The 23,234-nt window shown below is 55.3% G+C and carries 21 protein-coding genes; 13 read left to right on the forward strand and 8 right to left on the reverse strand.

All coding sequences use genetic code 11. The features are described from left to right. Genes H7U06_RS10260 through H7U06_RS10270 form a run of 3 tightly spaced genes read right to left on the reverse strand, consistent with a single transcriptional unit; the run spans nucleotide 1 to nucleotide 2,577 of the window. Nucleotides 1-1,059, reverse strand: coding sequence for an alkene reductase (locus H7U06_RS10260; RefSeq protein WP_303049238.1), 1,059 nt, complete (start codon nucleotides 1,057-1,059; stop codon nucleotides 1-3). Between the two features lie 27 nt (nucleotides 1,060-1,086). Beyond that, a complete protein-coding gene (locus H7U06_RS10265; RefSeq protein ID WP_175626017.1) occupies nucleotides 1,087-2,259 on the reverse strand; it encodes an MFS transporter in 1,173 nt (390 codons plus the stop codon). A gap of 21 nt (nucleotides 2,260-2,280) precedes the next feature. Beyond that, nucleotides 2,281-2,577: a helix-turn-helix transcriptional regulator gene (locus tag H7U06_RS10270; RefSeq protein ID WP_175626018.1), complete on the reverse strand. Its 297-nt coding sequence runs from the start codon at nucleotides 2,575-2,577 to the stop codon at nucleotides 2,281-2,283. Nucleotides 2,578-2,924: 347 nt separating this feature from the next. Here H7U06_RS10270 and H7U06_RS10275 point away from each other — a divergent pair, with 347 nt between their 5' ends. The 4 genes from H7U06_RS10275 to H7U06_RS10290 are packed head-to-tail and all read left to right on the forward strand — an operon-like array spanning nucleotide 2,925 to nucleotide 7,067. Continuing rightward, complete coding sequence (locus tag H7U06_RS10275; protein WP_175626019.1) at nucleotides 2,925-5,345, forward strand: HAMP domain-containing protein; 2,421 nt, start codon at nucleotides 2,925-2,927, stop codon at nucleotides 5,343-5,345. A gap of 44 nt (nucleotides 5,346-5,389) precedes the next feature. Continuing rightward, entirely contained in the window at nucleotides 5,390-6,109 is a 720-nt protein-coding gene (locus H7U06_RS10280; RefSeq protein WP_175626020.1) for a methyl-accepting chemotaxis protein, read from the forward strand. 5 nt (nucleotides 6,110-6,114) lie between these two features. Continuing rightward, nucleotides 6,115-6,666, forward strand: coding sequence for a hypothetical protein (locus H7U06_RS10285; protein ID WP_175626021.1), 552 nt, complete (start codon nucleotides 6,115-6,117; stop codon nucleotides 6,664-6,666). Nucleotides 6,667-6,701: 35 nt separating this feature from the next. Further along, complete coding sequence (locus H7U06_RS10290) at nucleotides 6,702-7,067, forward strand: response regulator (RefSeq protein ID WP_175626022.1); 366 nt, start codon at nucleotides 6,702-6,704, stop codon at nucleotides 7,065-7,067. A gap of 17 nt (nucleotides 7,068-7,084) precedes the next feature. Here H7U06_RS10290 and gltS read toward each other — a convergent pair whose 3' ends face one another. Further along, on the reverse strand, nucleotides 7,085-8,296 hold the full coding sequence (gene gltS, locus H7U06_RS10295; RefSeq protein WP_175626023.1) for a sodium/glutamate symporter: 1,212 nt from the start codon (nucleotides 8,294-8,296) through the stop codon (nucleotides 7,085-7,087). A gap of 54 nt (nucleotides 8,297-8,350) precedes the next feature. Then, a complete protein-coding gene (locus H7U06_RS10300) occupies nucleotides 8,351-9,247 on the reverse strand; it encodes a LysR substrate-binding domain-containing protein (protein WP_175626024.1) in 897 nt (298 codons plus the stop codon). 122 nt (nucleotides 9,248-9,369) lie between these two features. On the opposite strand from H7U06_RS10300, the gene H7U06_RS10305 reads away from it, so the two are divergent. Next, complete coding sequence (locus tag H7U06_RS10305; protein WP_175626025.1) at nucleotides 9,370-10,578, forward strand: YbfB/YjiJ family MFS transporter; 1,209 nt, start codon at nucleotides 9,370-9,372, stop codon at nucleotides 10,576-10,578. A 1-nt stretch (nucleotide 10,579) separates the two neighbouring features. Further along, the gene (locus H7U06_RS10310) at nucleotides 10,580-11,185 is read left to right on the forward strand and encodes a glutathione S-transferase N-terminal domain-containing protein (protein ID WP_175626026.1); all 606 of its coding nucleotides are present in this window, start codon (nucleotides 10,580-10,582) and stop codon (nucleotides 11,183-11,185) included. On the opposite strand, the gene H7U06_RS10315 is transcribed toward H7U06_RS10310, so the two are convergent. Then, the gene (locus H7U06_RS10315) at nucleotides 11,165-12,403 is read right to left on the reverse strand and encodes an MFS transporter (RefSeq protein ID WP_175626027.1); all 1,239 of its coding nucleotides are present in this window, start codon (nucleotides 12,401-12,403) and stop codon (nucleotides 11,165-11,167) included. The two genes, H7U06_RS10310 and H7U06_RS10315, sit on opposite strands and share 21 nt — an antisense overlap. Nucleotides 12,404-12,500: 97 nt before the next feature. On the opposite strand from H7U06_RS10315, the gene H7U06_RS10320 reads away from it, so the two are divergent. The 5 genes from H7U06_RS10320 to H7U06_RS10340 all read left to right on the forward strand — a co-directional run bounded on the left by H7U06_RS10320 (nucleotide 12,501) and on the right by H7U06_RS10340 (nucleotide 17,331). Continuing rightward, nucleotides 12,501-12,950 carry a helix-turn-helix domain-containing protein gene (locus H7U06_RS10320; protein ID WP_175626028.1) on the forward strand — a complete coding sequence of 150 codons (450 nt, stop codon included), beginning with the start codon at nucleotides 12,501-12,503 and terminating at the stop codon, nucleotides 12,948-12,950. Between the two features lie 93 nt (nucleotides 12,951-13,043). Beyond that, a complete protein-coding gene (locus H7U06_RS10325) occupies nucleotides 13,044-13,751 on the forward strand; it encodes a phosphatase PAP2 family protein (protein ID WP_175626029.1) in 708 nt (235 codons plus the stop codon). 81 nt (nucleotides 13,752-13,832) lie between these two features. Beyond that, nucleotides 13,833-14,495, forward strand: coding sequence for a response regulator transcription factor (locus H7U06_RS10330; protein WP_175626030.1), 663 nt, complete (start codon nucleotides 13,833-13,835; stop codon nucleotides 14,493-14,495). Continuing rightward, nucleotides 14,492-15,877: an ATP-binding protein gene (locus H7U06_RS10335; protein ID WP_175626031.1), complete on the forward strand. Its 1,386-nt coding sequence runs from the start codon at nucleotides 14,492-14,494 to the stop codon at nucleotides 15,875-15,877. The genes H7U06_RS10330 and H7U06_RS10335 overlap by 4 nt, the downstream gene beginning before the upstream one ends. Then, the gene (locus tag H7U06_RS10340) at nucleotides 15,874-17,331 is read left to right on the forward strand and encodes a glycosyltransferase family 39 protein (protein ID WP_175626032.1); all 1,458 of its coding nucleotides are present in this window, start codon (nucleotides 15,874-15,876) and stop codon (nucleotides 17,329-17,331) included. The genes H7U06_RS10335 and H7U06_RS10340 overlap by 4 nt, the downstream gene beginning before the upstream one ends. A gap of 19 nt (nucleotides 17,332-17,350) precedes the next feature. Here H7U06_RS10340 and H7U06_RS10345 read toward each other — a convergent pair whose 3' ends face one another. Beyond that, entirely contained in the window at nucleotides 17,351-18,058 is a 708-nt protein-coding gene (locus H7U06_RS10345; RefSeq protein WP_175626033.1) for a response regulator transcription factor, read from the reverse strand. Nucleotides 18,059-18,212: 154 nt separating this feature from the next. After that, nucleotides 18,213-18,986: an SDR family oxidoreductase gene (locus H7U06_RS10350; protein ID WP_175626034.1), complete on the reverse strand. Its 774-nt coding sequence runs from the start codon at nucleotides 18,984-18,986 to the stop codon at nucleotides 18,213-18,215. A gap of 112 nt (nucleotides 18,987-19,098) precedes the next feature. Here H7U06_RS10350 and H7U06_RS10355 point away from each other — a divergent pair, with 112 nt between their 5' ends. Then, nucleotides 19,099-19,998, forward strand: coding sequence for a LysR family transcriptional regulator (locus tag H7U06_RS10355; RefSeq protein WP_175626035.1), 900 nt, complete (start codon nucleotides 19,099-19,101; stop codon nucleotides 19,996-19,998). A 166-nt stretch (nucleotides 19,999-20,164) separates the two neighbouring features. After that, complete coding sequence (locus H7U06_RS10360) at nucleotides 20,165-23,008, forward strand: autotransporter outer membrane beta-barrel domain-containing protein (RefSeq protein WP_254873204.1); 2,844 nt, start codon at nucleotides 20,165-20,167, stop codon at nucleotides 23,006-23,008. The last annotated feature ends 226 nt before the right edge of the window (nucleotides 23,009-23,234 follow it).

A 23,234-nucleotide genomic window follows, 5' to 3' on the forward strand; every position in this document is an offset into this window, starting at 1 on the left:
TTAACCCAGCGCAGGATAATCGGTATAGCCTTCAGCGTTACCGCTGTAGAAGGTTTCCGGACGCGGCGCATTCAAAGGCGCATCGTCTTTCAGACGACGTGGCAGATCAGGATTCGAGATAAACAGTTTACCGAATGCGACGGCATCGGCTTCGCCGGTGGCGATAACGTTCTCGGCGATTTCCTTGGTCATCTTTTCATTCGCGATATACACACCACCGAATGCCTTCTTCAGCTGCGGGCCAAGGCGATTTTCGCCCAGCGATTCACGCGCGCAAATGAATGCGATACCGCGTTTGCCCACTTCGGCGGCAACATAACCGAAGGTAGCAGCCGGATCAGAGTCGTGCAGATCGTGCGAATCACCGCGTGGTGCCAGGTGCAAACCTACGCGTCCTGCGCCCCACACTTCGATACATGCATCGGTTACTTCCAGCATCAGGCGTGCACGGTTCTCTATCGAGCCACCGTAGATATCGGTACGCTGATTGGTGCTGCTTTGCAGGAACTGATCCAGCAGGTAGCCGTTGGCACCATGCACTTCGACACCGTCAAAACCGGCACGCTTGGCATTCTCTGCACCTTTGCGATAAGCGGCAACGATGCCAGGGATTTCATCGAGCTCCAGCGCACGTGGCGTGACATATTCAACTTGTGGACGCACGATGCTGACGTGACCGGCAGGCTTGATCGCGCTAGGTGCGACCGGCAAATCACCGTTCAGGAACATAGGATGCGAAATGCGACCAACGTGCCACAGCTGCAGCGAAATCAGGCCACCTGCCTTATGCACGGCATCGGTCACTTTCTTCCAGCCCGCAACCTGTTCATCCGACCAGATGCCCGGTGTATCCGCATAGCCCACGCCTTGTGGCGTCACCGCAGTCGCTTCGGTCAGGATCAGGCCTGCCGATGCACGCTGCGCATAGTATTCGACCATCAGGTCATTCGGTACACGGCCGCCGCCAATAGCGCGCGAGCGTGTCAGTGGCGCCATGATGACGCGGTTAGCGAGAGTCAGGTCACCGACTTTGATAGGAGTAAATAAATGGCTAGTCATCATATTCTTTCAAAAAATTATTCAGGATTAAGCTACTGCAACAGCAGGTGCTGTCGCTTCATCACCGGCCAGGCACATCGATACGCGCATTGCCAACACTGCGGTCAGCGCAAGCACGCCTGCGGCCAACGGTACTGCCTGCAAACCAAAACCAGCACTGATCACGGAGCCACCGACCCACGCGCCCAGCGCATTACCAACATTGAACGCGCCGATATTCAGCGTCGCCACCAGATTCGGTGCTGCCTTGCCAAAGATCATCACGTTGACCTGCAAACCTGGAACCGCGGCGAATGACACCATGGCCCACAGGAATAAATTGATCTCTACAGAAATTAAATCAGGACTGGTCCAGCGCACGATGGAGCTGACTACTGCCAGCGCCAGGAAAATGCCGGTCAGGGCCGTACCCAGACGCCAGTCGGCGAGACGACCACCGATGTAGTTACCGACCGTCAGGCCGACGCCAATCAGAAATAGCGTCCAGGTCACACCGCGCGGCGACAGATGGGTAACGTCTTCCAGCAAAGGTGCGACATATGTAAACAGCGCAAAAGTTGCAGCAGAAAACAGCATGGTGGTTGCCAATGCAGCCCACAAACCGGCATTGCGCAATTGACCGATCTCGCCGCGCAAATCAGTTTTTTCTTCATGACGGTTCACCGGCATCACGCGCCACAAACCGATCAGTGACAGCACGCCGAGTATGGCCACGGCCCAGAACGGCATTTGCCAGCCAGCGACTTGACCCAGTGCAGTACCCAAAGGTACGCCCAGTACGTTCGCCAGCGTCAGGCCTGTAAACATCAATGCAACTGCGGAAGCCTTGCGGTTTTCCGGTACCAGGCTGGCAGCGACGACGGAGCCTATGCCAAAGAAAGCGCCATGACACAGCGCAGTGATAATGCGCGCCACCATCAGGAAGTTGTAATTGGTTGCAACCGCACACAAGACATTGCCAACGATGAAGATACCCATCAATAAGAGCAAGGCACGTTTGCGCGGCAACGAGGCTGTGGCCACTGCCATGATGGGTGCGCCTATCGCGACACCCAGGGCATAACCGCTGATCAACCAGCCGGCGCTGGGTATCGACACCGACAAGCTACGCGCCACATCAGGCAGCAAGCCCATGATGACGAACTCGGTGGTACCGATGGCAAAGGCGCTAAGCGCCAGGATGACTAAAGCTAAGGGCATACAGTCTTTCTGAATATGGGATTACAAATCGCCGTGTATCGAATCCAGAAAGGCCTGGATCGTGGCTTCATTGCGTTTGAAGAACACCCATTGACCGACACGACGCGGAGTAATCAACTCCGCCGCCTGCAAGGTCGCCAAGTGGGCGGAAATGGTGGATTGCGACAAGCCACTACGCTTGTCGATCATGCCGCAGCAAACACCGAAATCCAGCGGGTGCTCCTGCTCTGCGAAATACTCTTCAGGCGATTTCAGCCAGTGCAGGATTTGCCTGCGTACCGGGTTAGCCAGCGCTTTGTGTATAGCATCTATGTCCATGATGGTGATCCTTCCAAATGTCTCTGTTCATTACTTTTCGTTAAAATGCGAAACAAATATCGCCTTCATCAGAATTTAATATCGTAATTTTACGATATATAAAAAATGTTTGCTGGCAGCGGCCATTTTTTCCGCTGGTGCCTCTCAAGAATCTCGGGACTTCAGCTCATGGCGCAGTAGTTAACAGCCGTGGATAGCCTTGTTAACACCTGATTCCTTGTCATAAGCCTGTCATGCTCCGGTGCAACAATGCCGTACGGAAACACATCCAAGCAAGTCCAAACGGCTCTTACACCAGGCGCTCCGCCTGCGGCACTTGCCCACCATCCGATGGAAGACCTTCTGCCATGACCATACGCCTGCGTATCACCCTACTCGTCATACTGACCTTCATCGCCATCTCCCTGATTGGCGGCTACGCGGTATTCCAGTCACGCGGCAGCGCGGTCGAAGTAAAAACCGTTACCGAAGGCGTGGTGCCAAGCACCCTCGCCTCATCCGATCTGGTGGCCCAGCTGAAAGAAGTCCAGCTCTCGGCGATGGCCATCGTGTCCGAGCCGGATCAACAGATCGCCATACAGAACAATGAAAAATTGGTAGGCAAGAAAGCCATCCTCGAAAAAGCACTCGACAAGCAACTGGCGCAAGTCGACAGCCAGGCACAGCGCGGTCTGGTCGAGCAGGCGAACGAAAGCCTGGTCAACTACTTCGATGCGATAGACAGCACCATGCAGCTGAAGCTGGCAGGCAAGGAAGAAATCGCCAAGGCCTCATTGTTCGGCAACGTCGTACAGTTCCAGCAAGAACTCGAACAAATCATCGACACCCTGCGCATCGAGAAAAACCGCAGCAAGGACGTCGCGATTGCCGCCTTGAACGCGAACCTGGCAACCACCACTACTGCGATTACGGTCGTCACCATCCTCGCCGTGATCTTCCTGGCGACTATCGGTTTCCTGCTGTATCGCCAGATCACCGGCCCGATCAGCCGCATGCAAAAGATGATGAGCGAAATCGCAGCCAGCCAGGATTTCACCCGTCGCGTCCCTATCGATCGCATGGATGAAGTCGGTCACTCGATCAAAGCCTTTAACGGCATGCTGGAAAAAATTGAAGAAGCATCAGCGCTGGTACGCCAGAAGACAGCCGATATCCAGACCATGCTGCAAAACATCCCGCAAGGCATCCTGACCATCGTCGACGGCAACAAAATCCATCCGGAGTACTCGGCCTATCTGGAAACCGTGTTCGAAACCAAAGACATCGTCGGTCGCAACATCATGGACTTTGTGTTTGCTGATACCAATCTCGGCACTGATGCACTGGCGCAGATGGAAGCTATCGGTGGTGCCTGCATAGGTGAAGACTTAATGAACTTCGAGTTCAACCAGCACCTGATGGTTGGTGAAATCGAAAAACGCATGGCCGATGGCCGCGTCAAGGTACTGGACCTGAGCTGGTCGCCTATCATTGATGAAAACGACATAATCGTGCGCCTGATGCTGTGCGTACGCGACGTGACTGAACTGCGCCAACTGGCAGCAGAAGCCAACGAACAAAAACGCGAACTCGAAATCATTGGTGAAATCCTCGCGGTCAGCCAGGATAAATTTCATGACTTCATCATCAGCTCGCTGAAATTCATCGATGAAAACGAGCTGATCATCCGGCACAGCACCGACACCGGCGAATTTACCATCGCCAAATTATTCCGCAATATGCACACCATCAAGGGCAATGGCCGCACCTACGGTTTGCTGCACCTGGCCGACATCGTCCACGAAGCGGAGCAGCACTACGACGAATTGCGCAAACCGGACAGCGGCCGTGTATGGAACCAGGAATTGTTGCTGGATGAGCTGGCCGGTGTACGCGCTGCGATTGAACGCTATGCGCGCATCAATGAAGTCAGCCTGAGCCGTCAAGGCCCGGGCCGCGGCGGCAAGATCGACAGCTATCTGATGATAGATAAAAAACACATCCAGGAAAGCCTGCATCGACTGGAAAACGTCAACACTGCAAATCTGCATGAACTGGTAGCTGTCCGTAATGCAGTACGTCGCACGCTGCGCCTGCTCGGCACCGAACGTCTGGATGAAACACTGTCCGGCGTGATCGCTTCGATGCCAGCGCTGGCAGAAGAGCTGGGTAAGCAAGCACCTGTCATCGAGATCAAGGATGGCGGTTACGTCGTGCATAACCAGATCAGCGCCCTGCTCAAGGATGTCTTTATGCACCTGATCCGCAACGCGATGGATCACGGCATAGAAACACCGGAAGTACGCGTCGCAAACGGCAAGCCAGAAGCCGGCAAAATCAGCCTGCACATGGGTATGGATGAACACACGCTGAACATCAGCTTGCGTGACGATGGTCGCGGCCTGGCATTGAAACGCATACGCCAGATCGCACAGCAAAAAGGGTTGCATGAAGCACCGGAACAACTGGATGACTTGGCTGCCGCACAACTGATCCTGCAGGCAGGTTTCTCCACCGCAGACAAAGTCAGCGAAGTATCCGGTCGTGGCGTCGGCATGGATGCGGTGCTGGCCTTCGTCAGCCGTGAAGGCGGCACAATAGATATCCAGTTTGACGATGATGCAGTCGGCGCCGACTTCCGTCAGTTCCACCTCACTGTGGCCCTGCCCGCTGCATTTGGCGTCAAGGCCGATGAAGCTGATGACAACTTGTTGCACGAGTTGTTGCAAACGCCTTTGTCTGAACACAGCAGCAACAAGGATGCGCAAGACGATAGCCGCGTTGCTTAAGCAGCGTCATCACATGCACTACTGAACCGAGAATCACATTCATCATGCTTAACTCTATTATTTTCTTCGTCGTCGGCTTCCTGCTCTGTGGCCTGTTGCAGCAATGGCGTATCCGCAAGCTGCAACAACGCCTGAGCGGCATGGTCGACATCGCACAAGCGCAAGCGCTGGAACAGGATTTGCAAAACGTCATGCGCGACATGCAGCAAAAGATGGAACAGCATGAGCAATTGCTGGAACAGGAAAAACTGGTGAACCAGGAACAACTGTCACAGCTGCAAGAGGAGCATGAGCAACTGATACAAAGTCTGTCCGAGCGTAACGCCGACAGCAATGCAGTCGCGGTAGAGAATTGCGAACGCGCTGCCGACACCATTGCCCGTCTGATGGGTCTGATCAAAACCTTTGAACGCTGGCACGACGACATGGGCGTGCTGATCAAGCACAACCGTGAAATGCGCGTGAAGAACGACGAGTTCGCCCTCATCGTGAATCAGGTCATCATCGTTGCGCTGAATGCATCGATAGAAGCAGCACGGGCCGGTGAATATGGCCGCGGCTTCGCGGTGGTCGCCGCTGAAGTACGTTCACTGGCACAACGCGCAGAGAAACTCTCGAAAAGCTATCGCAGCAATCTGCACGAAAGCGACCTCATCACCACCACTACCTTCCAGGACCTGCAGGCAGGCGGCAAGATGATTGTCGGTGCCGTCATCGGCCTCAACCTCGTCAACGACAAAACCAAAGAAGCACTCACCGTTTAAGCATCATGATCAGCCCACACGCCCAGGAAGGCTTTGACCTCCTCCTCATACGCTCACTGAAAGCCAGCCTGCCGTCGGCGCTGCAGCATAGTGAAATCGGCATCACTTCCGATGTCACCAGCCTGATCGAACAGGAAGCGGTCGTCCTTACCGTTTCTTCCTATTTGTTCCGCCTGATGGTGATGATCCACTTCAAGCAGGATGCGCAAACCAGATCCTATATGGCTGGCCTGCATGAAACGTCGGAAACAGGTGACGACAAACAAGCCTTCCATGACGCGATAGCGGAGTACGGCAATTTGTTCTGCGGCATCCTGAATCGTGAACTCGGCAGCTACTTCCCGCACATCGGCATGTCCACGCCCAACTTCCTCGATGGTCACTGCCTGTCCTATATACAGATGCTCAATTGCAGCCACATCCAGCACTTCGCGGTGGATGTCGATGGCAGCCCTTTGTTCCACGTCAGCCTGTGCGTCAGTGCTTATGACGATATCGATTTTGAAGTAGCAGAAGATGAAGCAAGCGCCAGCACCGGCGAACTTGAACTGTTTTAAACCAATTATTTTAGAAATTACTTGAGAAGAAAAACATGGCAAAAATACTGGTAGTCGATGATTCCGCCACCGTCCGTAATGAAGTCGGTGATTACCTGAAGAAAAATGATCTGGATGTGGTGCTGGCAGTCGACGGCCGCGACGGCCTTGCCAAGATGAAAGGCGACAGCTCCATCAAGCTGGTGATTTCAGACGTGAACATGCCGAATATGGATGGCCTGACCATGGCGGAAAAAATCCGCAGCGAACTCGGCAACAGCAGCGTCAATATCATCATGCTGACCACCGAAAACTCGCCGATGATGAAAGAACGCGGCAAGGCTGCCGGTATCAAGGGCTGGATCGTCAAACCATTCAAAGGCGATGCCGTACTCGCTACCTTCAAAAAACTGGTGGCCTGATAGTTTTATCGAATCTGCTAGTTGTAGATGGGCAGCGCCAGGAATAGTTTGATCACCAGCGCATTCGCGATGTCGATAAAGAATGCGCTGACCATGGGCACCACCAAAAATGCCACATGTGACGGCCCGAAACGTTCGGTCACCGCCTGCATATTCGCTATCGCGGTCGGTGTCGCACCCAGGCCAAAGCCGCAATGCCCCGCCGCCAACACCGCAGCATCATAGTTGGAACCCATCACCTTGAAAGTGACGAACGCGGCATAAGCCGCCATCGCTACTGCCTGCACTGCCAGTATCAGCAAGACCGGCAAAGCCAGCGTCGCCAGATCCCACAAGCGCAAGCTCATCAAGGCCATGGCCAGGAATAGCGACAAGCTGACATTGCCCAGCAACTGGATCGCCCGTTCAAAAATCTTGTAGCCCACCAGTGCCGACAAACTATTGCTCAGCACCACACCGACGAACAGTACACAGACAAACGTCGGTAATTCAAATGCGGTGCCGTTCAATTGGCTCGCAAACATGGTGCCGACCGAAAGGCTGATCGCAATCAAGGCCAGCGCTTCTATGAAAGCCTGCGGTGTAATCAATTGCACCGCCTTAGGCTGCTCGAAGCTCTGCAGTATCTGGTCCTCATCTTCCGGCTCGGTTGCAGTTGATTGCAACTTGAAGCGCCGCACCAGGAACCCCGCCACCGGGCCGCCGACCAGTCCACCCAGGACCAGACCAAAGGTGGCGCAGGCAATCGCAATTTCGGTCGCTGCTGCCAGACCATGCCGCTCGGCAAACACTTTGCCCCAGGCCGCACCAGTGCCATGACCACCAGACAGTGAAATTGACGCACCAAGCAAACCGATTAGCGGGTCCAGCCCCATCAGCTTCGCCATGCTGATGCCTATGATGTTTTGCGCGACCAGCAAACCGAGCACGACGAGCAGGAACAAAGCCAGCGTACGCCCGCCTGCTTTCAGGCTGGCAAGATTCGCATTCAAGCCTATGGTGGCAAAGAAGGTCAGCATCAGCGGCCCCTGCAGGCTGCCATCGAACTGCACCCGCATGTCGGATACGCCACGCAGCGCAAACAGGAGCAATGCAACCAGCAAACCACCGACTACCGGCTCGGGGATGCTATAGGTTTTGAGGAAGGAGGAAGACGCGACCAGCTTGCGTCCCAATAACAATACCAGCGATGCTGCAACCAGCGTTTCCAGTACGTCCAGGCTAATCATCTGCTTCCTTTCGATGGGTGGACCGACGATCAGAACACAAGCAATAGCCTCACATTACAGCACTGCAATTTTTCCTTCAAGCTGCTTGGGTGTAACCGAAGCACGTAAAGCGTCGGCAAACGAGGTCAAGGCGGGCGTCCAGCCGGTACGCTCGGCAGCGACAAAATAGGTATCCACCACGCCCAGTCGCTGCGGCAGTTTCAGGCTGTAAATCGGAAAGCGGTGTTTATGTGCATCGAACACCACCTTGGGCATCAGTGCATAGCCCATACCGGCACCGACACAACCGAGGATCGCATCAAGCGAACCGAAATCCACCATGCGCGAAGAAAACACCCCAATGTCAGCCAGCAGCACATCGACGCGCTGACGATAACTGCACCCCTGGCCAAATACCAGGAATGTTGACGCCCGTAATGTATCGGCCGACGGCATGCTCTTCATCGGAGTAGCAGACACCAGCACCAGCTCTTCACGATAGGCTTTGGACTGATACAGGCGCGGATCCTCCAGCTTGCCAGCGATGAAGACACAATCGAAGCGCCCTTCATTCAGACCGACCACCAGTTTGGCGGTCGGCCCGGTGGTGAGCTTCAGGTCAACTTCCGGATGATCGGCGTGAAATTGCGTCAGCAATGGTGGCAGGCGCAGCGCAGTCGTCGTTTCCATCGCGCCTACCCGCAGGCTGCCACTGACATTTCCACCCTTGAACAAGGCCAGCGCTTCGTCATGCGCCTGCAACATGCGTTCAGCATAAGCCATCAAGGTAAAGCCAGCCGAGCTCGGACGTGCGCGTACGCCGCGCTCTATCAGTTGCGCGCCGACTTCATCTTCCAGCTTCTTGATATGCGCGGTCACATTCGACTGCACCGTGTGATGACGCTCGGCAGCCGCGACAAAACTGCCGGTTTCAGCAACCGCCAGAAACAAACGTAGTGACTTCAGATCCATGATTCCACCTCATGCCGCATCTCTAAACGTGATACAGCATATCATTACTAATCGTTTGTAGTGTTAGCAGGCTCAGCCTATGATGTATCTACAAAACGCGTTCTTGTGCCACAGGAAACCATATGCCCTCACGTAGCGACTTGCCCGCCATCGCAGTTGGAACCACCGCCACCCTGGCTGCGGTCGGCCTGGCACGCCTCGCCTACACGCCATTGTTGCCAGCTGTCATCCATCAGGGCTGGTTCCACAGTTCGCAGGCGGTTTACCTTGGGGCCGCCAACCTGCTCGGCTATTTGCTGGGCGCCTTGCTGGCGGTTCGTTTATCCGAACGTTTTGACACGCGCAAACTATTGGGCATCTCCTTTGCCAGCATCGTACTGAGCTTCGTACTGTGCGCACTGCCGGCGGCGTTTAGCTGGTTTTTCGTCTGGCGCTTTATCTCGGGGCTGGCGGGCGGCTTGTTGATGGTGCTTGGTCCTTCAGTCGCGCTGACCGCGATCCCGCCGGAGCGTCGGGGCCTTGTTGCTTCATTCGTGTTCACCGGCATCGGCATGGGCGCAATATTGTCGGCCAGCCTGATACCCATGTTGCTACGCCTGAACCTGAGCGCAGCCTGGCTGGTACTCGGGCTCTTATCGCTGGGCGCAGGCTTGCTGGCAGACTGGGGCTTGCGTCGCCTCACACTCAACAAAGCACTGACGTCCACTCAGCCGGATGTCGCATTGCCCGTTCCGGCACTCAGTCTGGCCGCGCTGCTGGTCGTACTGGCTTACGGCCTGGACGCGATCGGTTTCATCCCGCACACCGTATTCTGGGTCGACTTCCTCGATAGGGAAAACGCACTGGGCACCGACGCAGCATCCATGCAGTGGCTGCTATTTGGCATAGGCGCGATCATCGGCCCCTTGTTGGCCGGTTATCTCGGCAAGCGCTTGGGCTGGCACCGTAGCCTGGCTTTGGGCTTTTTTATCAAGGCCGCCGCGATTGCGATTCCGCTGCTGTCGATTACACTCTTCTGGCGCTCGGCTTCATCGCTCATCGTCGGCATCATGGTGACCGGCATGGTGACCCTCACCTCGGGACGCGTGATGGAACTGGTCGGCCCTGCCGCTTATAAACGGGTATGGGGTATAGGCGCAGTATCATTCTCCAGCGCACAAGCTTTGTCCGGTTACGGCATGTCGGCACTATATGGCGTACTCGGCACTTACCTGCCGCTGTTTGCGATCGGCAGCCTGGTCATGCTGAGTGCCTGCCTTTTGCTCATGCTCACACCCAGAACGCAAACTACACCCGCCGCTACGATCAACCTCTGCAAGAACGGACACTGATATGGAACTCCTGCTCAATCGCACCTCGCCTTATGCCCGCATCGCACGCGTAGTTGCGCTGGAAAAAGGCTGCGCCGACAAGCTGGTATTAGTCTGGAGCGATCCATGGAATGAAGATGCCAAGCTGCTGCAACACAATCCGGTGCGCCGCGTACCGGTACTGGTCACAGATGACGGTCACAGCATTACGGAATCGCTGCTGATCGCTTTATATCTGGATCAGGTCGGCACTGGCGACACGCTGCTGCCGCCCGCGCGCTATGCAGAAATCCTGCAACTGACAGGCTGGGCGCAAGGCTTGATTGATGCGGCGTTCACCACCATGATCACGCGCAAGCACCACGGCAAGGAAATCGATGACAGCGTGCTCGGCCAGCGTCGCCGGCAAGCGATAGAACGTACCTTGCCCGCGTTGAACACTGCCTATACAGTGTCCTTGCCATCATCTGATTCCGTGACGCTGGCAGATATCGTCATCGCCGTGGCACTCGACTACATCTCCTTCCGTTTGCCGGAAGTCGAATGGCAAGGCAAGTATCCGGCGCTGTCCGCCCTGCGCACCCGCATGCTGCAACGTGACAGTTTCTCAAGCACTGTTTTCAGTTGATGACGGACGGCTGAACCACCAAAACAACAAAGCCAGTCCGCTGACGGCAGCGCCCAGCATACACACCGCCGACCAGCCGCCGTAAGCAAAAGCTCTGGTCGCGGCGATCGCACCCAGACCACTGCCCGCCGCATAAAACAGCATATAACAGCCGACCAGACGACTCGACGATCCCTGCTGCACGTTAAAGATCATGCTTTGATTCGTCACATGTATCGCCTGCCCGGCCAGATCCAAAGCAATAATGCCAACAACCAGGAACACCCAACCATGCTGCATCAGTGCCAGCGGCAACCACGACATAACTAACAGTATCAAGGCAAGCGCACTGGTTCTTTGTCCCCAGCCCTGGTCCGCCCAACGTCCGGTCCGGCTCGCAGCCAGCGCACCGAGCACACCAATCAGGCCGAGCGCACCTATCGTTGTCTTTGAATAGTTATAGGGTGCGGCACTGAGCGGCAACACTATCGCACTCCAGAAAATACTCAACGCAGCAAACATCAGTAGCGCAATCACGCCGCGCACTTGCAGCACACGTTCACGCCACATCAACTGTCCCATCGAAGCCAGCAATTGAGGGTAAGACAAACCAGAAGGATGGCTTGTACGCTGCGGCAACACGCGCAGCAAAACCAAAGCCAGCATCACCATCAACCCTGCCGACACCATGTACACCATGCGCCAGCCTGAGAGGTCCGCAATTGCTCCTGCCAGTATGCGCGCCGACAGCAAGCCGACCAATACACCAGCCTGCGTCGTGCCAACCACACGACCACGCTCGGTTGGTGCAGCGATCGTCGCCGCATACGCAATCAAGCCTTGCGTCATCGCCGTCCCCAGCATGCCGACGAACAGCATCCCTATCAATAAATAAACCGGCGTCGCTGCGGCAGCCACCAGCAACAATGCCAGCGCCAGTGCGCCCAGCTGCGCCAGCAGCAGGCGACGCCGATTCAACATATCACCGAGCGGCACCAGCAACAGCAAAGCAACTGCGCTACCCAGCTGCGTCACGGTCACGACTATGCCGATGACACCTGTTGCCACCTTGAAGTCGGCTGCCAGCGCATCCAGCAAGGGCTGTGCATAGTAGACATTGGCCACGCTCAAACCACAGGCGATGGCAAACAGCCACACCATCCAGTCCGGGACGCTGGCGTCCGTGTCGGATTCTGCGCAGGAATTTAGTAAGGTTGTTGAAACTTGCTGGCAAGACATAGGACACTCCAATCTGGTTGCAATTTAAAACCAGTTGAAGCATATCGAATATGGTTTTAAAATGCAACCAGATATTTTCATTGCAGAGGAAGCATCCATGTCCAGAAAAGCAAGCCAGCAAGCAGAGCCCTGCCCGGTCGCCCGCGCGCTCGATGTCATCGGCGACAGATGGTCGCTGCTGATCGTACGCAATGCCTTCGACGGCATGGGACGCTTCGGTGACTTTCAAAAAGACCTGGGTATCGCCAAGAACATCCTGTCCGATCGCCTGCACAAGCTGATAGAGCAAGGCATATTGGAAGCGATACCCGCAACCGACGGCAGCGCTTATCAGGACTATGTACTGACCGTGAAAGGCGAAGCACTCTTCACGCTCATCGTCAGCTTGCGGCAATGGGGTGAAGAATATTTGTTTGATAAAGATGAACCACGTTCGTTGCTGCTGGAAAAACAAAGCGGCAAGGTCATACCCAAAATAGAAGCACGCTCAGCCAACGGTCGCAAATTAAATGCCAGCAACACCCGGGTACAGAAACTCAACGGCTGACAATACACTTGGCAGTATGCAAACTGCCTTAAGTTGTCCTTAAGTATTGCCGCCTAATCTGCCTCCCGTACCAGTTAACAACGGGAAGCAGGCATGAACCAGACCGATAAAGCCCCACCTTACACATCCCTAGTCGCGGCCACGCGGACGCAAAAACTCTCCATCAAGAGCATGATGCCCATGCTCGGCGTATTCCTGCCGGCATTGTTGTTCTGCGCACTCGCAATCGACATCAAGAACGACGTCGGCTATGCCTTCGATTCATCCTTCCTGCTCGCGCTGCATGCATACGCGACGCCTTTGCTGGATAAGCTGGCGCTGAAAATATCGGCCGCCGTTACCGTGTTCAGCTTGTTGGTACTGGCGGTGCTGGTACTCAAGCGAGAATGGCATGCGCTGCTGTTCTGGCTGACCGCAGTCGGTGGCTCCGCCATCCTGAACGTGACCGTCAAGCACATAGTCGAACGGCACCGCCCTGCCTTGTGGGCGCTGGCCGCACCGGAAAACACCTTCAGCTTCCCGAGTGGTCATGCGATGCAAGCGATGACGCTCGCGCTGGCACTGGTTTTCCTGCTACGTGCATCACGCCATCTGCGCGTCATAGTGATAGCAGCAGGCGCATTCGTGCTGCTAGTTGGCTTCTGCCGCATGTACCTCGGCTTGCACTATCCATCCGATATCGCCGCCAGCCTGCTGCTTTCGTTGGCATGGGTCACCAGCGTCACCATGCTGTTTGACCAGCGGCGTTTGCTCCTGTTTACAAGCAATAAATTTCCTGCGGGCAAGCAATCGCATGCTTAACCCGCTCTTAACGTCGGCAGCGCTAGCCTGCTCGCACAGGCTGGCCCCGACGGGGGCGGTTTTGCCATGAATGGAGCAAGCATGCGGGTACTACTGGTAGAAGACGATACGATGATAGGCGAGAGCCTGGAAGAAGGATTGCGCAAGGAAAACTACGCAGTCGACTGGGTGCAGGATGGTCACGCGGCTGAGCTGGCGCTGTGCAATCACACTTACGACCTCATCCTGCTCGATATCGGTTTACCGCGCAAAGATGGCATCTGCGTACTAGATGACTATCGCCGCAAGCAAGGCGATGCCGCCGTACTCATCCTGTCGGCTCGCGACGCTACCAGCGCCCGCATACAAGGTCTCGATGCAGGTGCCGATGATTACCTGATCAAACCATTTGACCTCGATGAATTGTTCGCCCGCATGCGCGCGCTGATCCGACGCCGTGCCGGACGCAGCAATCCGGAACTCACTTATGCAGACTTAAGTATCAACCCGGCGACCCGCACCATTACCTACAAAGGTGTACCACTGCATTTATCCGCACGCGAATTCGCACTGCTGCTGGCGCTGGTCGACCAGCCCGATCGCGTCATGTCACGCGCACAGCTGGAAGAACGTTTGTATGGCTGGAATGAAGAAATAGGCAGCAATGCAATTGAAGTATACGTACACGGCTTGCGCAAAAAGCTCGGAACGGATTTCATCAAAAACGTGCGCGGCATAGGCTACAAGCTGGGATTGGCAGCATGATCAGCATACGACGCAAATTGCTCATGTATTTGTTTGGCGGCATGATCTCTGCCACCTTGCTGGCTGGCTTTGCCACATATGTGCAAGTACGGCATGAGATGAATGAAATGTTCGACTACCAGTTGCAGCAGATCGCGACGGCCTTCCCTACAGAATTATCGACCGGTCATACGCTACAGGTCGGTGATGACTCGGAAGACGAAGTCATGCTGCAGATCTGGGACAAGGATAATCAACTGCTGTTTACCTCGGCACCGACCATCAGTCTGCGCCGTGTCAGCACCACAGGCTTCAGCAAGACCAAACTAAACCAGCAAAACTGGCGCGTCTATAGCCAGCTGGATCAAGGTCGCTTCATCCAGGTATCGCAGCCGACTGCCATCCGTAACCGCATGGCGGCATCCATGGCTTTGCGTTCGCTGATCCCATTTGTGGTGCTGATTCCATTGCTCGGCCTGCTGATCTGGATCGTGGTCGGGCGCGCACTGCAGCCGATAGGACGTCTCGCCGCCTCCATCAATCAGCGTACGCCGGAAGCACTGGAAACCATCAGCGACGAAGCCTATCCACCGGAATTGCAGCCCATGCTGCTGGCGTTGAACGGTTTGCTGACACGTCTCGAACAAGCCCGCACCACGCAGCGTGCCTTCGTCTCCGATGCCGCGCATGAATTGCGTACACCATTGGCGGCGCTCAAGCTGCAGCTGCAACTCGTGGAGCGCGACAACGAAGATCCCAAGCTACAGACCGGCCTGGCCAGATTGCACGAACGCCTGAACCGCGCCACCCATCTGGTGCAACAACTGTTGACGTTGGCCCGACATGAAGGACGCGTGCCGGATCGGCATTATCGACGAGTCGACCTGCAACAACTGGTGTCCGGTGTCGTATCCGACCTCGCACCACAGGCAGAAAACAAACACGTCGATCTGGGCGTAGTCGCACCCGCCGAAGGCAGCAACAGCGGTAGCCATATCTACGCGTACGGCGATGAAGAAAACCTGCGCGTCCTGCTCGGCAACCTTGTCGATAACGCAGTGCGCTATACACCAGCGCATGGTCGGGTCGATGTCAGTGTATCGAGTGTTGATGGTCACGCCTTGTTGCAGGTTGCCGATAACGGCCCCGGCATACCTGTCTCCGACCGCGAACGCGTCTTCGATCGCTTTTACCGTCGCGAAGGCAGCGGCGAGTCCGGCAGCGGTCTCGGTCTCTTCATCGCCAAAACCATCGCTGCCCAGCACGACGCCAGCATTGCACTGGACAGTGGCACCGATGGCAAAGGCTTGCACGCCACCATACGCATCAAACAAGTCAGCGTCGAAGCCACACCACGCATGGATCAACGCCCGGCCGGCCTTCCCTCTCAGAGAGCAGCATGAATCCCCAAACACTTCCTGAATCCATTTCATTTGCAGAAGCTCCGTCACCTACCAAGCATAGAAAAGTACCTTCCTATCTCTGGTACTTGCTGGCCGCCACCTTGCTATTGTTGGCTTATCGCATAGGCCTGATGGCACTGCTGCCCTTGGCGGATACCACCGAAGCAAGATATGGCGAAATCGCGCGACAAGCGGTGAGCAACGGTTACTGGCTGATGCCGCACATCGACCCGCAAACACCGTTCTTCGCCAAGCCACCACTCTCCACCTGGGCTAGTGCTGTTTCGATGGAAATATTCGGCATCAATGAATTTGCTGCACGCCTGCCCGCATTACTCGCATCCGTGCTGGCTATCGTGGTCGCGATGGGTTTTGCAAAGGAAATGAAGCTGCGTCGTAGCTGGCTGGTCGCGCCGGTGTTGGCTGCATCGCCGCTGTTCTTCCTGTGCGCTGGTGCTGTCATGACCGATGCCTTGCAAATGGTGATCATCGTTGCTGCGCTCTACTTTGCATGGCGTACCTTAAATAGTAGTGGCGATGACGCCTTCAAATGGCGGCTTGCATTCTGGAGCATGATAGGACTCGGTGCCTTGTGCAAAGGCCTGGCGACCTGGGCGCTGATCGGTTTGCCATTGATCGCATACGCATTGGTGGAGCGACGTCCGTGGCAAATGTTCCGCCAGGTATTCAGCTGGGGTGGACTGGCACTGGCGCTGGGTATCTTCATGCCTTGGTATATCGCGGCTGAGTACGCCAATCCGGGCTTTCTCAACTACTTCATCATCGGCGAACACTTCTCACGCTTCCTGGTACCCGGCTGGAAAGGCGATCACTACGGCATCGCGCAACAGCAACCTATGGGTGCGATCTGGGTGTTCTGGAGCATAGGCATATTGCCGTGGCTAGGCATCTTTGTTAGTGAGTTGCTGCGTTTCTTTGGCAAGCGCCCTAAGCAATCGCTGGCGATAGAACGCTTCCTCTGGTGTGCGACGCTGGCACCACTGCTATTCTTCAGCTTCAGCCGCAACATCATCTGGACCTATGGCCTGACCGCTGCCCTGCCTTTCAGCGTACTGGTGGCGAGATGGCTGGAAAACGCGTCGGCTAGCATGCAGACGCGCACTGGCATCTCACTCGCAATGCTGGCCATATTGGCTATCATGTGCGGTCCATATATCGTCAGCAAAGCCAGCGCCAATTCCGACCGCGATTTGATACAGGCCTTCCATCGTGCGGCTACACCAGGCATGCAACTCGCGTATAAGGTACGCCCTGAGTATTCGTCCGATTACTATGCACGCAATACCTTGCACTATGAACCGGACGCATCCCTGAGCAAGAATACCTATAATGAATTGGTCGTGGTCGATCGCAATGAATTAGAACGACAAGCGATCACTGCTGACCATATCCTGTTTGTCGGAAAAACGCGCGCGCTGGTTCGGCCGGAGTAAAGAGATTTGGTAAGAGCGATTAGAAAACATCCAGCCGATACCCCCTAGTATAGACCGTCACCAACTTTACATTGTTGTCCGGGTCCAGGCGTAACTTGCTCCTCATACGCGACATATGTGTGCTCAGTGCGCGAGAGCCGACTACCGATGTACGCCCCCAAATTGCATTCATAATTTTTTCTTTGGAAACCACCTGGCCGGCATGGGAAAAAAGCAGTACCGCGATTTCAAACTCCTTGGGCTCCAAAGCTACCGGATGCCCGTGTACAGTGGCAATTCCCTGTTTCAAATCAAAACAATAAGAACCAACTCCCAGTAAATCGGGAATGTGTCGTGTTACAGTCCTTTCTTCAGAAACAGGTAATGGAGAAATTTTCAGCAGTGCCTGGATACGGAACGTTAACTCTGATGCACTGACAGGTTTGCTCACATAGTCGTTTGCACCTGCCCTGATGCCCTGGACTACATCTGCGTCCGAGATACGATGCGTAAGGAACATCACCATCATATTTTTACTCGCGCTATTCCTGACCATACGGATGACATCACTACCTTCCATATCCGGCAACAGCGACTCCAGTATCAGTAAATCAAATCGCTTGTAATGCAAGGCGTTTATCAGGGATAGCCCATTAAAAAACGCCGTGCATTCATGGCCTGCATCGACAACTATGCGCTGCAGGACGTTGGACTCCAGCTGATCAGCCTCCAGCGTCGCTATTCTCATTTTTTAAAGTGTTTAACGTTGATGGCCAGTACTCAAACTCGGTGCTGCGCGCAGGCTAGCGCGCCCTTCCGCTTTCAACACGGAAGAGACGCGGTATGAAACAAATTGCTCGCGGGATTTAAAGCGCTAGGTCAGTTGAACTTATCGGCTCAACCTATTTGGTGGTATAGCCGCCGTTGATCAGGACGGTCTGGCCAGTGATCCACCAGCCATCACTGACCAGGTGCCGGATGAAAGGAACCACGTCTTCGATATCGGTCAGGCCGGTCTTGCTGTAGCCGGACAGCGCAGCCGCTGTCTTGTGATAAGCCACAGCATCTGCACCTTCAGCCGGATAGAAGAAAGATGTATCCATAGGGCCCGGGCCAACAGCTGTCACCGAGATACCGCGTGCACCGAACTCTTTGGCCGCAGCGCGCGTGTAGTGCTCCACTGGCGCCTTGGTACCTGCATACGCGGCATAGAAAGGCGTGAACGCACCGAGCAAGGAAGTCACCAGCGTGCAAACCTTGCCATCGTCATTGACGTGTTTGCCTGCTTCTTTCAGGAAGAAGAAAGCCGACTTGCTATTCACAGCTGTCATGTCGTCATACTCGGCTTCGCTAGTTTCGGTCATCGGTTTCTTGAGCACCTTGCCAACGGTGTTGATGGCGATGTCTGGTCGCCCCACTGCTGCAATCGTGTCGGCGAACAGTTTTTCAACAGCAGCAGCAGAGGTCAGGTCGCCCTGCAGCGTGACAGCCTTGGCACCGGCGCGCTCAATCGCGGCTGCAGTCTCTTTCGCCTCAGCGGCGCTGGCTGCACTGTTGTAATGGATGGCGACGGCTTTCGCACCTTGTGCCGCCAGATCGCGCGCAATCAGGCCGCCGAGGTTCTTGGCTCCGCCGGCGATGAGTACGACTTTACCTTTGATAGTGTGTTTGCTCATGTCAACTCCGTTGTATGGATGGTAGGCCTGTCCACTTTACGGTCGAAGACACTTGTTAATAAACAACTCATTTATGTATAAACTATTCAGAATTCATTACCAATAAAGCGCCATGGATCGCATAGACCAACTCAGCATCTTCATCCGAGTCGCACATAGCGGCGGCTTCACTGCAGCCGCAGATCAGCTCGGACTGCCACGCCCCACGGTTTCGCTGGCGATCCAGCAATTGGAAACCCGACTGGATACGCGTTTATTTCATCGCACCACGCGTCGCGTCAGCCTGACCCGCGAAGGTGAGATGCTGCTGGAGCGCGCGATCAATCTGGTGGCTGACAGTGAAACGTTGGAACAGCAATTCAAGCTGCGTACGCGCGGAATGGCTGGCCGCTTGAAAGTGGATTTGCCGAGCAGGATTGCGCGCCGCCACGTCGCACCTGCGCTGCCGAAGTTCTTTGATCGCTTTCCGGATATAGAAATAGACCTGGGTTCCAGTGACCTCCCGATAGACCTGGTACATGAAGGCATCGATTTTGCGCTACGCGTCGGCCAGGTTGTGTCCGACAGTCTAGTTGCCCGCCCCCTGGGCAGCTTCCATATGATTAATTGCGCCAGTCCCGCCTATCTCCGCCGTCATGGAACACCACTAAGCCCGGCTGATCTGTCCCAGCACCTGACGGTACATTACGCCTTGCCGAACGGTGGGCGCGCCGTGCAATGGGAATGGGAAGAAGACGGCCAGTTGCAAACCGTGGTGATGAATGCGCAGGTCTCGGCCAACACTGCTGAAACGTATATCGCTTGCTGCCTGGCCGGGATGGGACTGATCCAGATTCCAGCGTTTGATGTACGCGATCATTTAATGGCAGGTGAGCTGGTCGAAGTGTTGGCGGACTGGCGCGCACCATCGATGCCGGTACAGATCGTCTATCCACACCGACGCGGCCTGTCACCGCGTGCGCAAGTGTTCAGCAACTGGATGACCGAACTGCTGGGTCCCTACCTGAATTAGTTAACAATTGTTATTTTGTTGCAAGAAGGAAATTTTTCATTCAGTATTCAGCCGTCCCTGCCGAGATTACATACAGGGATATGCAATCTATATCGATTCCTTAATCGGCCTTGACTCGACTATGCAGAAATTGACATCTGCATACTGAATCAATAGGGAACCATGAATGACTAATTCCAATACTGATGCTTTGCATTGTGCAAATACTGTAACTGCTTCCAAAGACGACATGCCAGCGTGGTGCGCGGCTTACCGTCACCATCAGCAGTCCGCGCATCGAAGCACACCCATCCCTTATCGTCACGCTTTTATCCTGTCTACCGCGCTCGCTGCATTGCTATATGCAGGTGCCGGTATGCAGCAGGCGCGTGCGCAATCAGTAAGCTCCACTGGTGACTTGAGCTCTCTACCCCCTGGAGGTGCACAGAACTGGGATGTCGGTGGCGATCTGGCCGTTGGAGATACCGGTATCGGAACCTTGCTGATCGACGCTGGCGGTACCGTCACCAACGACTGGGCCTACATAGGTAACACAGGTACTGGTAATGGAACCATTACCGTGCAGGGTACAGACGGCATGGGAAATGCCTCGACCTGGGCCAGTTCCGGCCGTGTGTTAGTCGGTGTTAGCGCAAGCAGTATCGGTGCGCTCAATATTCTGAATGGCGGCGTAGTGAGGAACAGCGGATCAGCCGTCATCGGCTACGATGGCGGTAGCACAGGTACTGTGCTTGTCTCCGGAGCCGGATCAACCTGGGAAAATCCTCTCACGCAATCGTTTCAAATCGGGACTAGCGGCAACGGCACACTACTGATCAACAACGGCGGTACGGTACATAGCGGTCAGGGGATTATTGGCTACCAGACCGGCGGCACTGGACAAGTTACCGTCTCCGGCTTCGGGTCAAGCTGGGACCCGGTAGATAATATCTATGTCGGTTTCGGCAGCACAGGAACGCTGGAAGTACTTGAAGGTGCAACGGTAAGCACCATGCAAAATGGCGGTGGTGCTGCAACGATCTATGTGGGCTACGCAAATGGCGGCCAGGGCACAGTCAACGTCTCTAGCAGTACCGGCAATACGTCGACCTTAAGTGTTACTGATGATCTGGCCATCGGCGTTGACGGCTTGGGCACCGTGAATGTCGACAAAGGCGGCTTGATAACGGTCGGTGATGATGTTCAGATCGGTAATAACGCCACCGGTAACGGCACATTGCATCTCAATGGCGATGCCAGCGGGCGCGGTATCGTCGAAACTGGCTCCGTAGTTGCAGGAGCCGGCACCATCAACCTCGACCTCAACGGCGGCATACTGCGCGCTAACCGCAATGAAACCAATTTCCTGAATGGATTCACGGGACTGACCGTCGGAACCGAAGGCGCATGGTTCGATACCAATGGACACACCATCGCCATCAGCACCGCATTTACCGGCACCTCCACCTTTAACAAACTGGGTACCGGCACACTGAGACTGACCGGCAATAGCTCAACCTTTACCGGCAACAGCACAGTCTATGCAGGAACGCTGCAAATGGACGGCACGCTCGGCGGCACTATCGATGTTCTGGCCGGAGCGCGCCTGACCGGTATCGGCCAGGTCGGCATCACCACCAATCGTGGCGTTATCGCTCCTGGTCACAGCAGCACCCTCGGCACACTCACCGTCGCCGGTAACTACACCCCGGCAGGCGGCAGTATCGAAATCAGGACGCAACTGGGCGACGACAGCTCCGCCACTGATCGCTTGGTCATCACCGGCAGCACTTCGGGCGCCACACCGGTCACGGTAACGAACTTCGGCGGCGCCGGGGCACAAACGACCGAAGGCATCAGGATTATTGAAGTACAGGGTGCCTCTAACGGTACCTTCTCACTGGTAGGCACCACCACCTTCGAAGGACAGCAAGCGGTGGTGGCTGGCGCATATGCCTACCGTCTCTATGCAGGTGGCGCATCCACACCCGCAGATGGTAGCTGGTATTTGCGTTCGGCCTTGATGAACGCACCGGGCACACCGCTCTACCAACCCGGCGTTCCTACTTACGAAGCCTATCCGCAAATCCTGCTGGGACTAAATGGCTTGCCGACACTACAGCAAAGGGTAGGCAACCGTTACTGGAATGATCAAAACAATGTATCTGCGCAGGACAACGGTCGCGGCGTAACAGGTACGTTTACCGAAACGAATGGCATGTGGGTGCGGGTAGAAGGCGGACACAACCGGATGACACCTAAGGAGTCAACTTCCGGCAGCGACTATCAGTACGACAGCTACAAAATGCAGGGCGGTATAGACGCCATGCTGATGGAAAACGGCAACGGCAAACTCGTCGGCAGTGCCATGCTTCACTACGTGCACGGCAGCGCCAAGACATCGTGGCGTTACGGCATCGCCAACTATGGCTCCGGCCGCATCTCCACCGATGGTTACGGTGTGGGTGGGACGCTGACCTGGTACGGTGCCGACGGTTTTTATGTCGACGGCATGGCGCAGCTGACCTGGTACAGCAGCAACCTCTCGGCCAATTCAGTCCACAGCCTGAAAAGCGGCAACCATGCATTCGGCCAAGCCTGGTCAGTCGAGAGCGGCAAGCGCGTCAAGATGAATGGCAACTGGGCGGTGACACCACAAGCCCAGCTGATCTATTCCAAAGCAGGCTTCAATGATTTCACTGATGTGTTTGGTGCATCGGTCAAACAAGGACGTGATGACAGCTTGCAAGGTCGCCTCGGCCTCAGTCTTGAGTACCAGGAAAACCGCACTCGCCTCTACGGCATCGCCAACTTGTACAACGAGTTCTTTGATGGCACCTCAGTCACAGTCGCGGATAGGACCTTCGCCAGCCGCAATGACCGCTTGTGGGCGGGACTCGGATTCGGCGGCTCGCACAACTGGAATAATGACAAATACTCGGTGTACGGAGAAGTCAGCTACAACTCCAGCCTGGCTAGTAGTGACTCGTATGGATACGGAGGGAAGATAGGTATGCGTATCAAATGGTAAAGGGTGCGTCATTGATGCTGCATTAAACCCATACGTATCAGCCGCGATACCTGCCCCGTGCAGGTAGCAGGTCGTTGCGGCTGACGACATCAGGCCTGATAAAAGGCTACTTCAGTATTGAAACAATTCACTCCATTCAATCCAGCGCTGCCAACAGGCTCAAGAAACTCATCAAAATCCCAGCAATAGCTTTGCTCGATCCGTGAGTCTCACGTGAGCTCCTGAT

This window comes from Herminiimonas sp. Marseille-P9896 (genome assembly GCF_903993245.1).
In the GTDB taxonomy this organism is placed as follows: Bacteria; Pseudomonadota; Gammaproteobacteria; order Burkholderiales; family Burkholderiaceae_D; genus Oxalicibacterium; species Oxalicibacterium contaminans.

Bases quoted from the DNA above. Each gene is read 5' to 3' on its own strand.
- H7U06_RS10260 (WP_303049238.1), bottom strand. From the start codon at position 1,059: ATGACTAGCCATTTATTTACTCCTATCAAAGTCGGTGACCTGACTCTC.
- H7U06_RS10265 (WP_175626017.1), bottom strand. From the start codon at position 2,259: ATGCCCTTAGCTTTAGTCATCCTGGCGCTTAGCGCCTTTGCCATCGGT.
- H7U06_RS10270 (WP_175626018.1), bottom strand. From the start codon at position 2,577: ATGGACATAGATGCTATACACAAAGCGCTGGCTAACCCGGTACGCAGG.
- H7U06_RS10275 (WP_175626019.1), top strand. From the start codon at position 2,925: ATGACCATACGCCTGCGTATCACCCTACTCGTCATACTGACCTTCATC.
- H7U06_RS10280 (WP_175626020.1), top strand. From the start codon at position 5,390: ATGCTTAACTCTATTATTTTCTTCGTCGTCGGCTTCCTGCTCTGTGGC.
- H7U06_RS10285 (WP_175626021.1), top strand. From the start codon at position 6,115: ATGATCAGCCCACACGCCCAGGAAGGCTTTGACCTCCTCCTCATACGC.
- H7U06_RS10290 (WP_175626022.1), top strand. From the start codon at position 6,702: ATGGCAAAAATACTGGTAGTCGATGATTCCGCCACCGTCCGTAATGAA.
- gltS (WP_175626023.1), bottom strand. From the start codon at position 8,296: ATGATTAGCCTGGACGTACTGGAAACGCTGGTTGCAGCATCGCTGGTA.
- H7U06_RS10300 (WP_175626024.1), bottom strand. From the start codon at position 9,247: ATGGATCTGAAGTCACTACGTTTGTTTCTGGCGGTTGCTGAAACCGGC.
- H7U06_RS10305 (WP_175626025.1), top strand. From the start codon at position 9,370: ATGCCCTCACGTAGCGACTTGCCCGCCATCGCAGTTGGAACCACCGCC.
- H7U06_RS10310 (WP_175626026.1), top strand. From the start codon at position 10,580: ATGGAACTCCTGCTCAATCGCACCTCGCCTTATGCCCGCATCGCACGC.
- H7U06_RS10315 (WP_175626027.1), bottom strand. From the start codon at position 12,403: ATGTCTTGCCAGCAAGTTTCAACAACCTTACTAAATTCCTGCGCAGAA.
- H7U06_RS10320 (WP_175626028.1), top strand. From the start codon at position 12,501: ATGTCCAGAAAAGCAAGCCAGCAAGCAGAGCCCTGCCCGGTCGCCCGC.
- H7U06_RS10325 (WP_175626029.1), top strand. From the start codon at position 13,044: ATGAACCAGACCGATAAAGCCCCACCTTACACATCCCTAGTCGCGGCC.
- H7U06_RS10330 (WP_175626030.1), top strand. From the start codon at position 13,833: ATGCGGGTACTACTGGTAGAAGACGATACGATGATAGGCGAGAGCCTG.
- H7U06_RS10335 (WP_175626031.1), top strand. From the start codon at position 14,492: ATGATCAGCATACGACGCAAATTGCTCATGTATTTGTTTGGCGGCATG.
- H7U06_RS10340 (WP_175626032.1), top strand. From the start codon at position 15,874: ATGAATCCCCAAACACTTCCTGAATCCATTTCATTTGCAGAAGCTCCG.
- H7U06_RS10345 (WP_175626033.1), bottom strand. From the start codon at position 18,058: ATGAGAATAGCGACGCTGGAGGCTGATCAGCTGGAGTCCAACGTCCTG.
- H7U06_RS10350 (WP_175626034.1), bottom strand. From the start codon at position 18,986: ATGAGCAAACACACTATCAAAGGTAAAGTCGTACTCATCGCCGGCGGA.
- H7U06_RS10355 (WP_175626035.1), top strand. From the start codon at position 19,099: ATGGATCGCATAGACCAACTCAGCATCTTCATCCGAGTCGCACATAGC.
- H7U06_RS10360 (WP_254873204.1), top strand. From the start codon at position 20,165: ATGACTAATTCCAATACTGATGCTTTGCATTGTGCAAATACTGTAACT.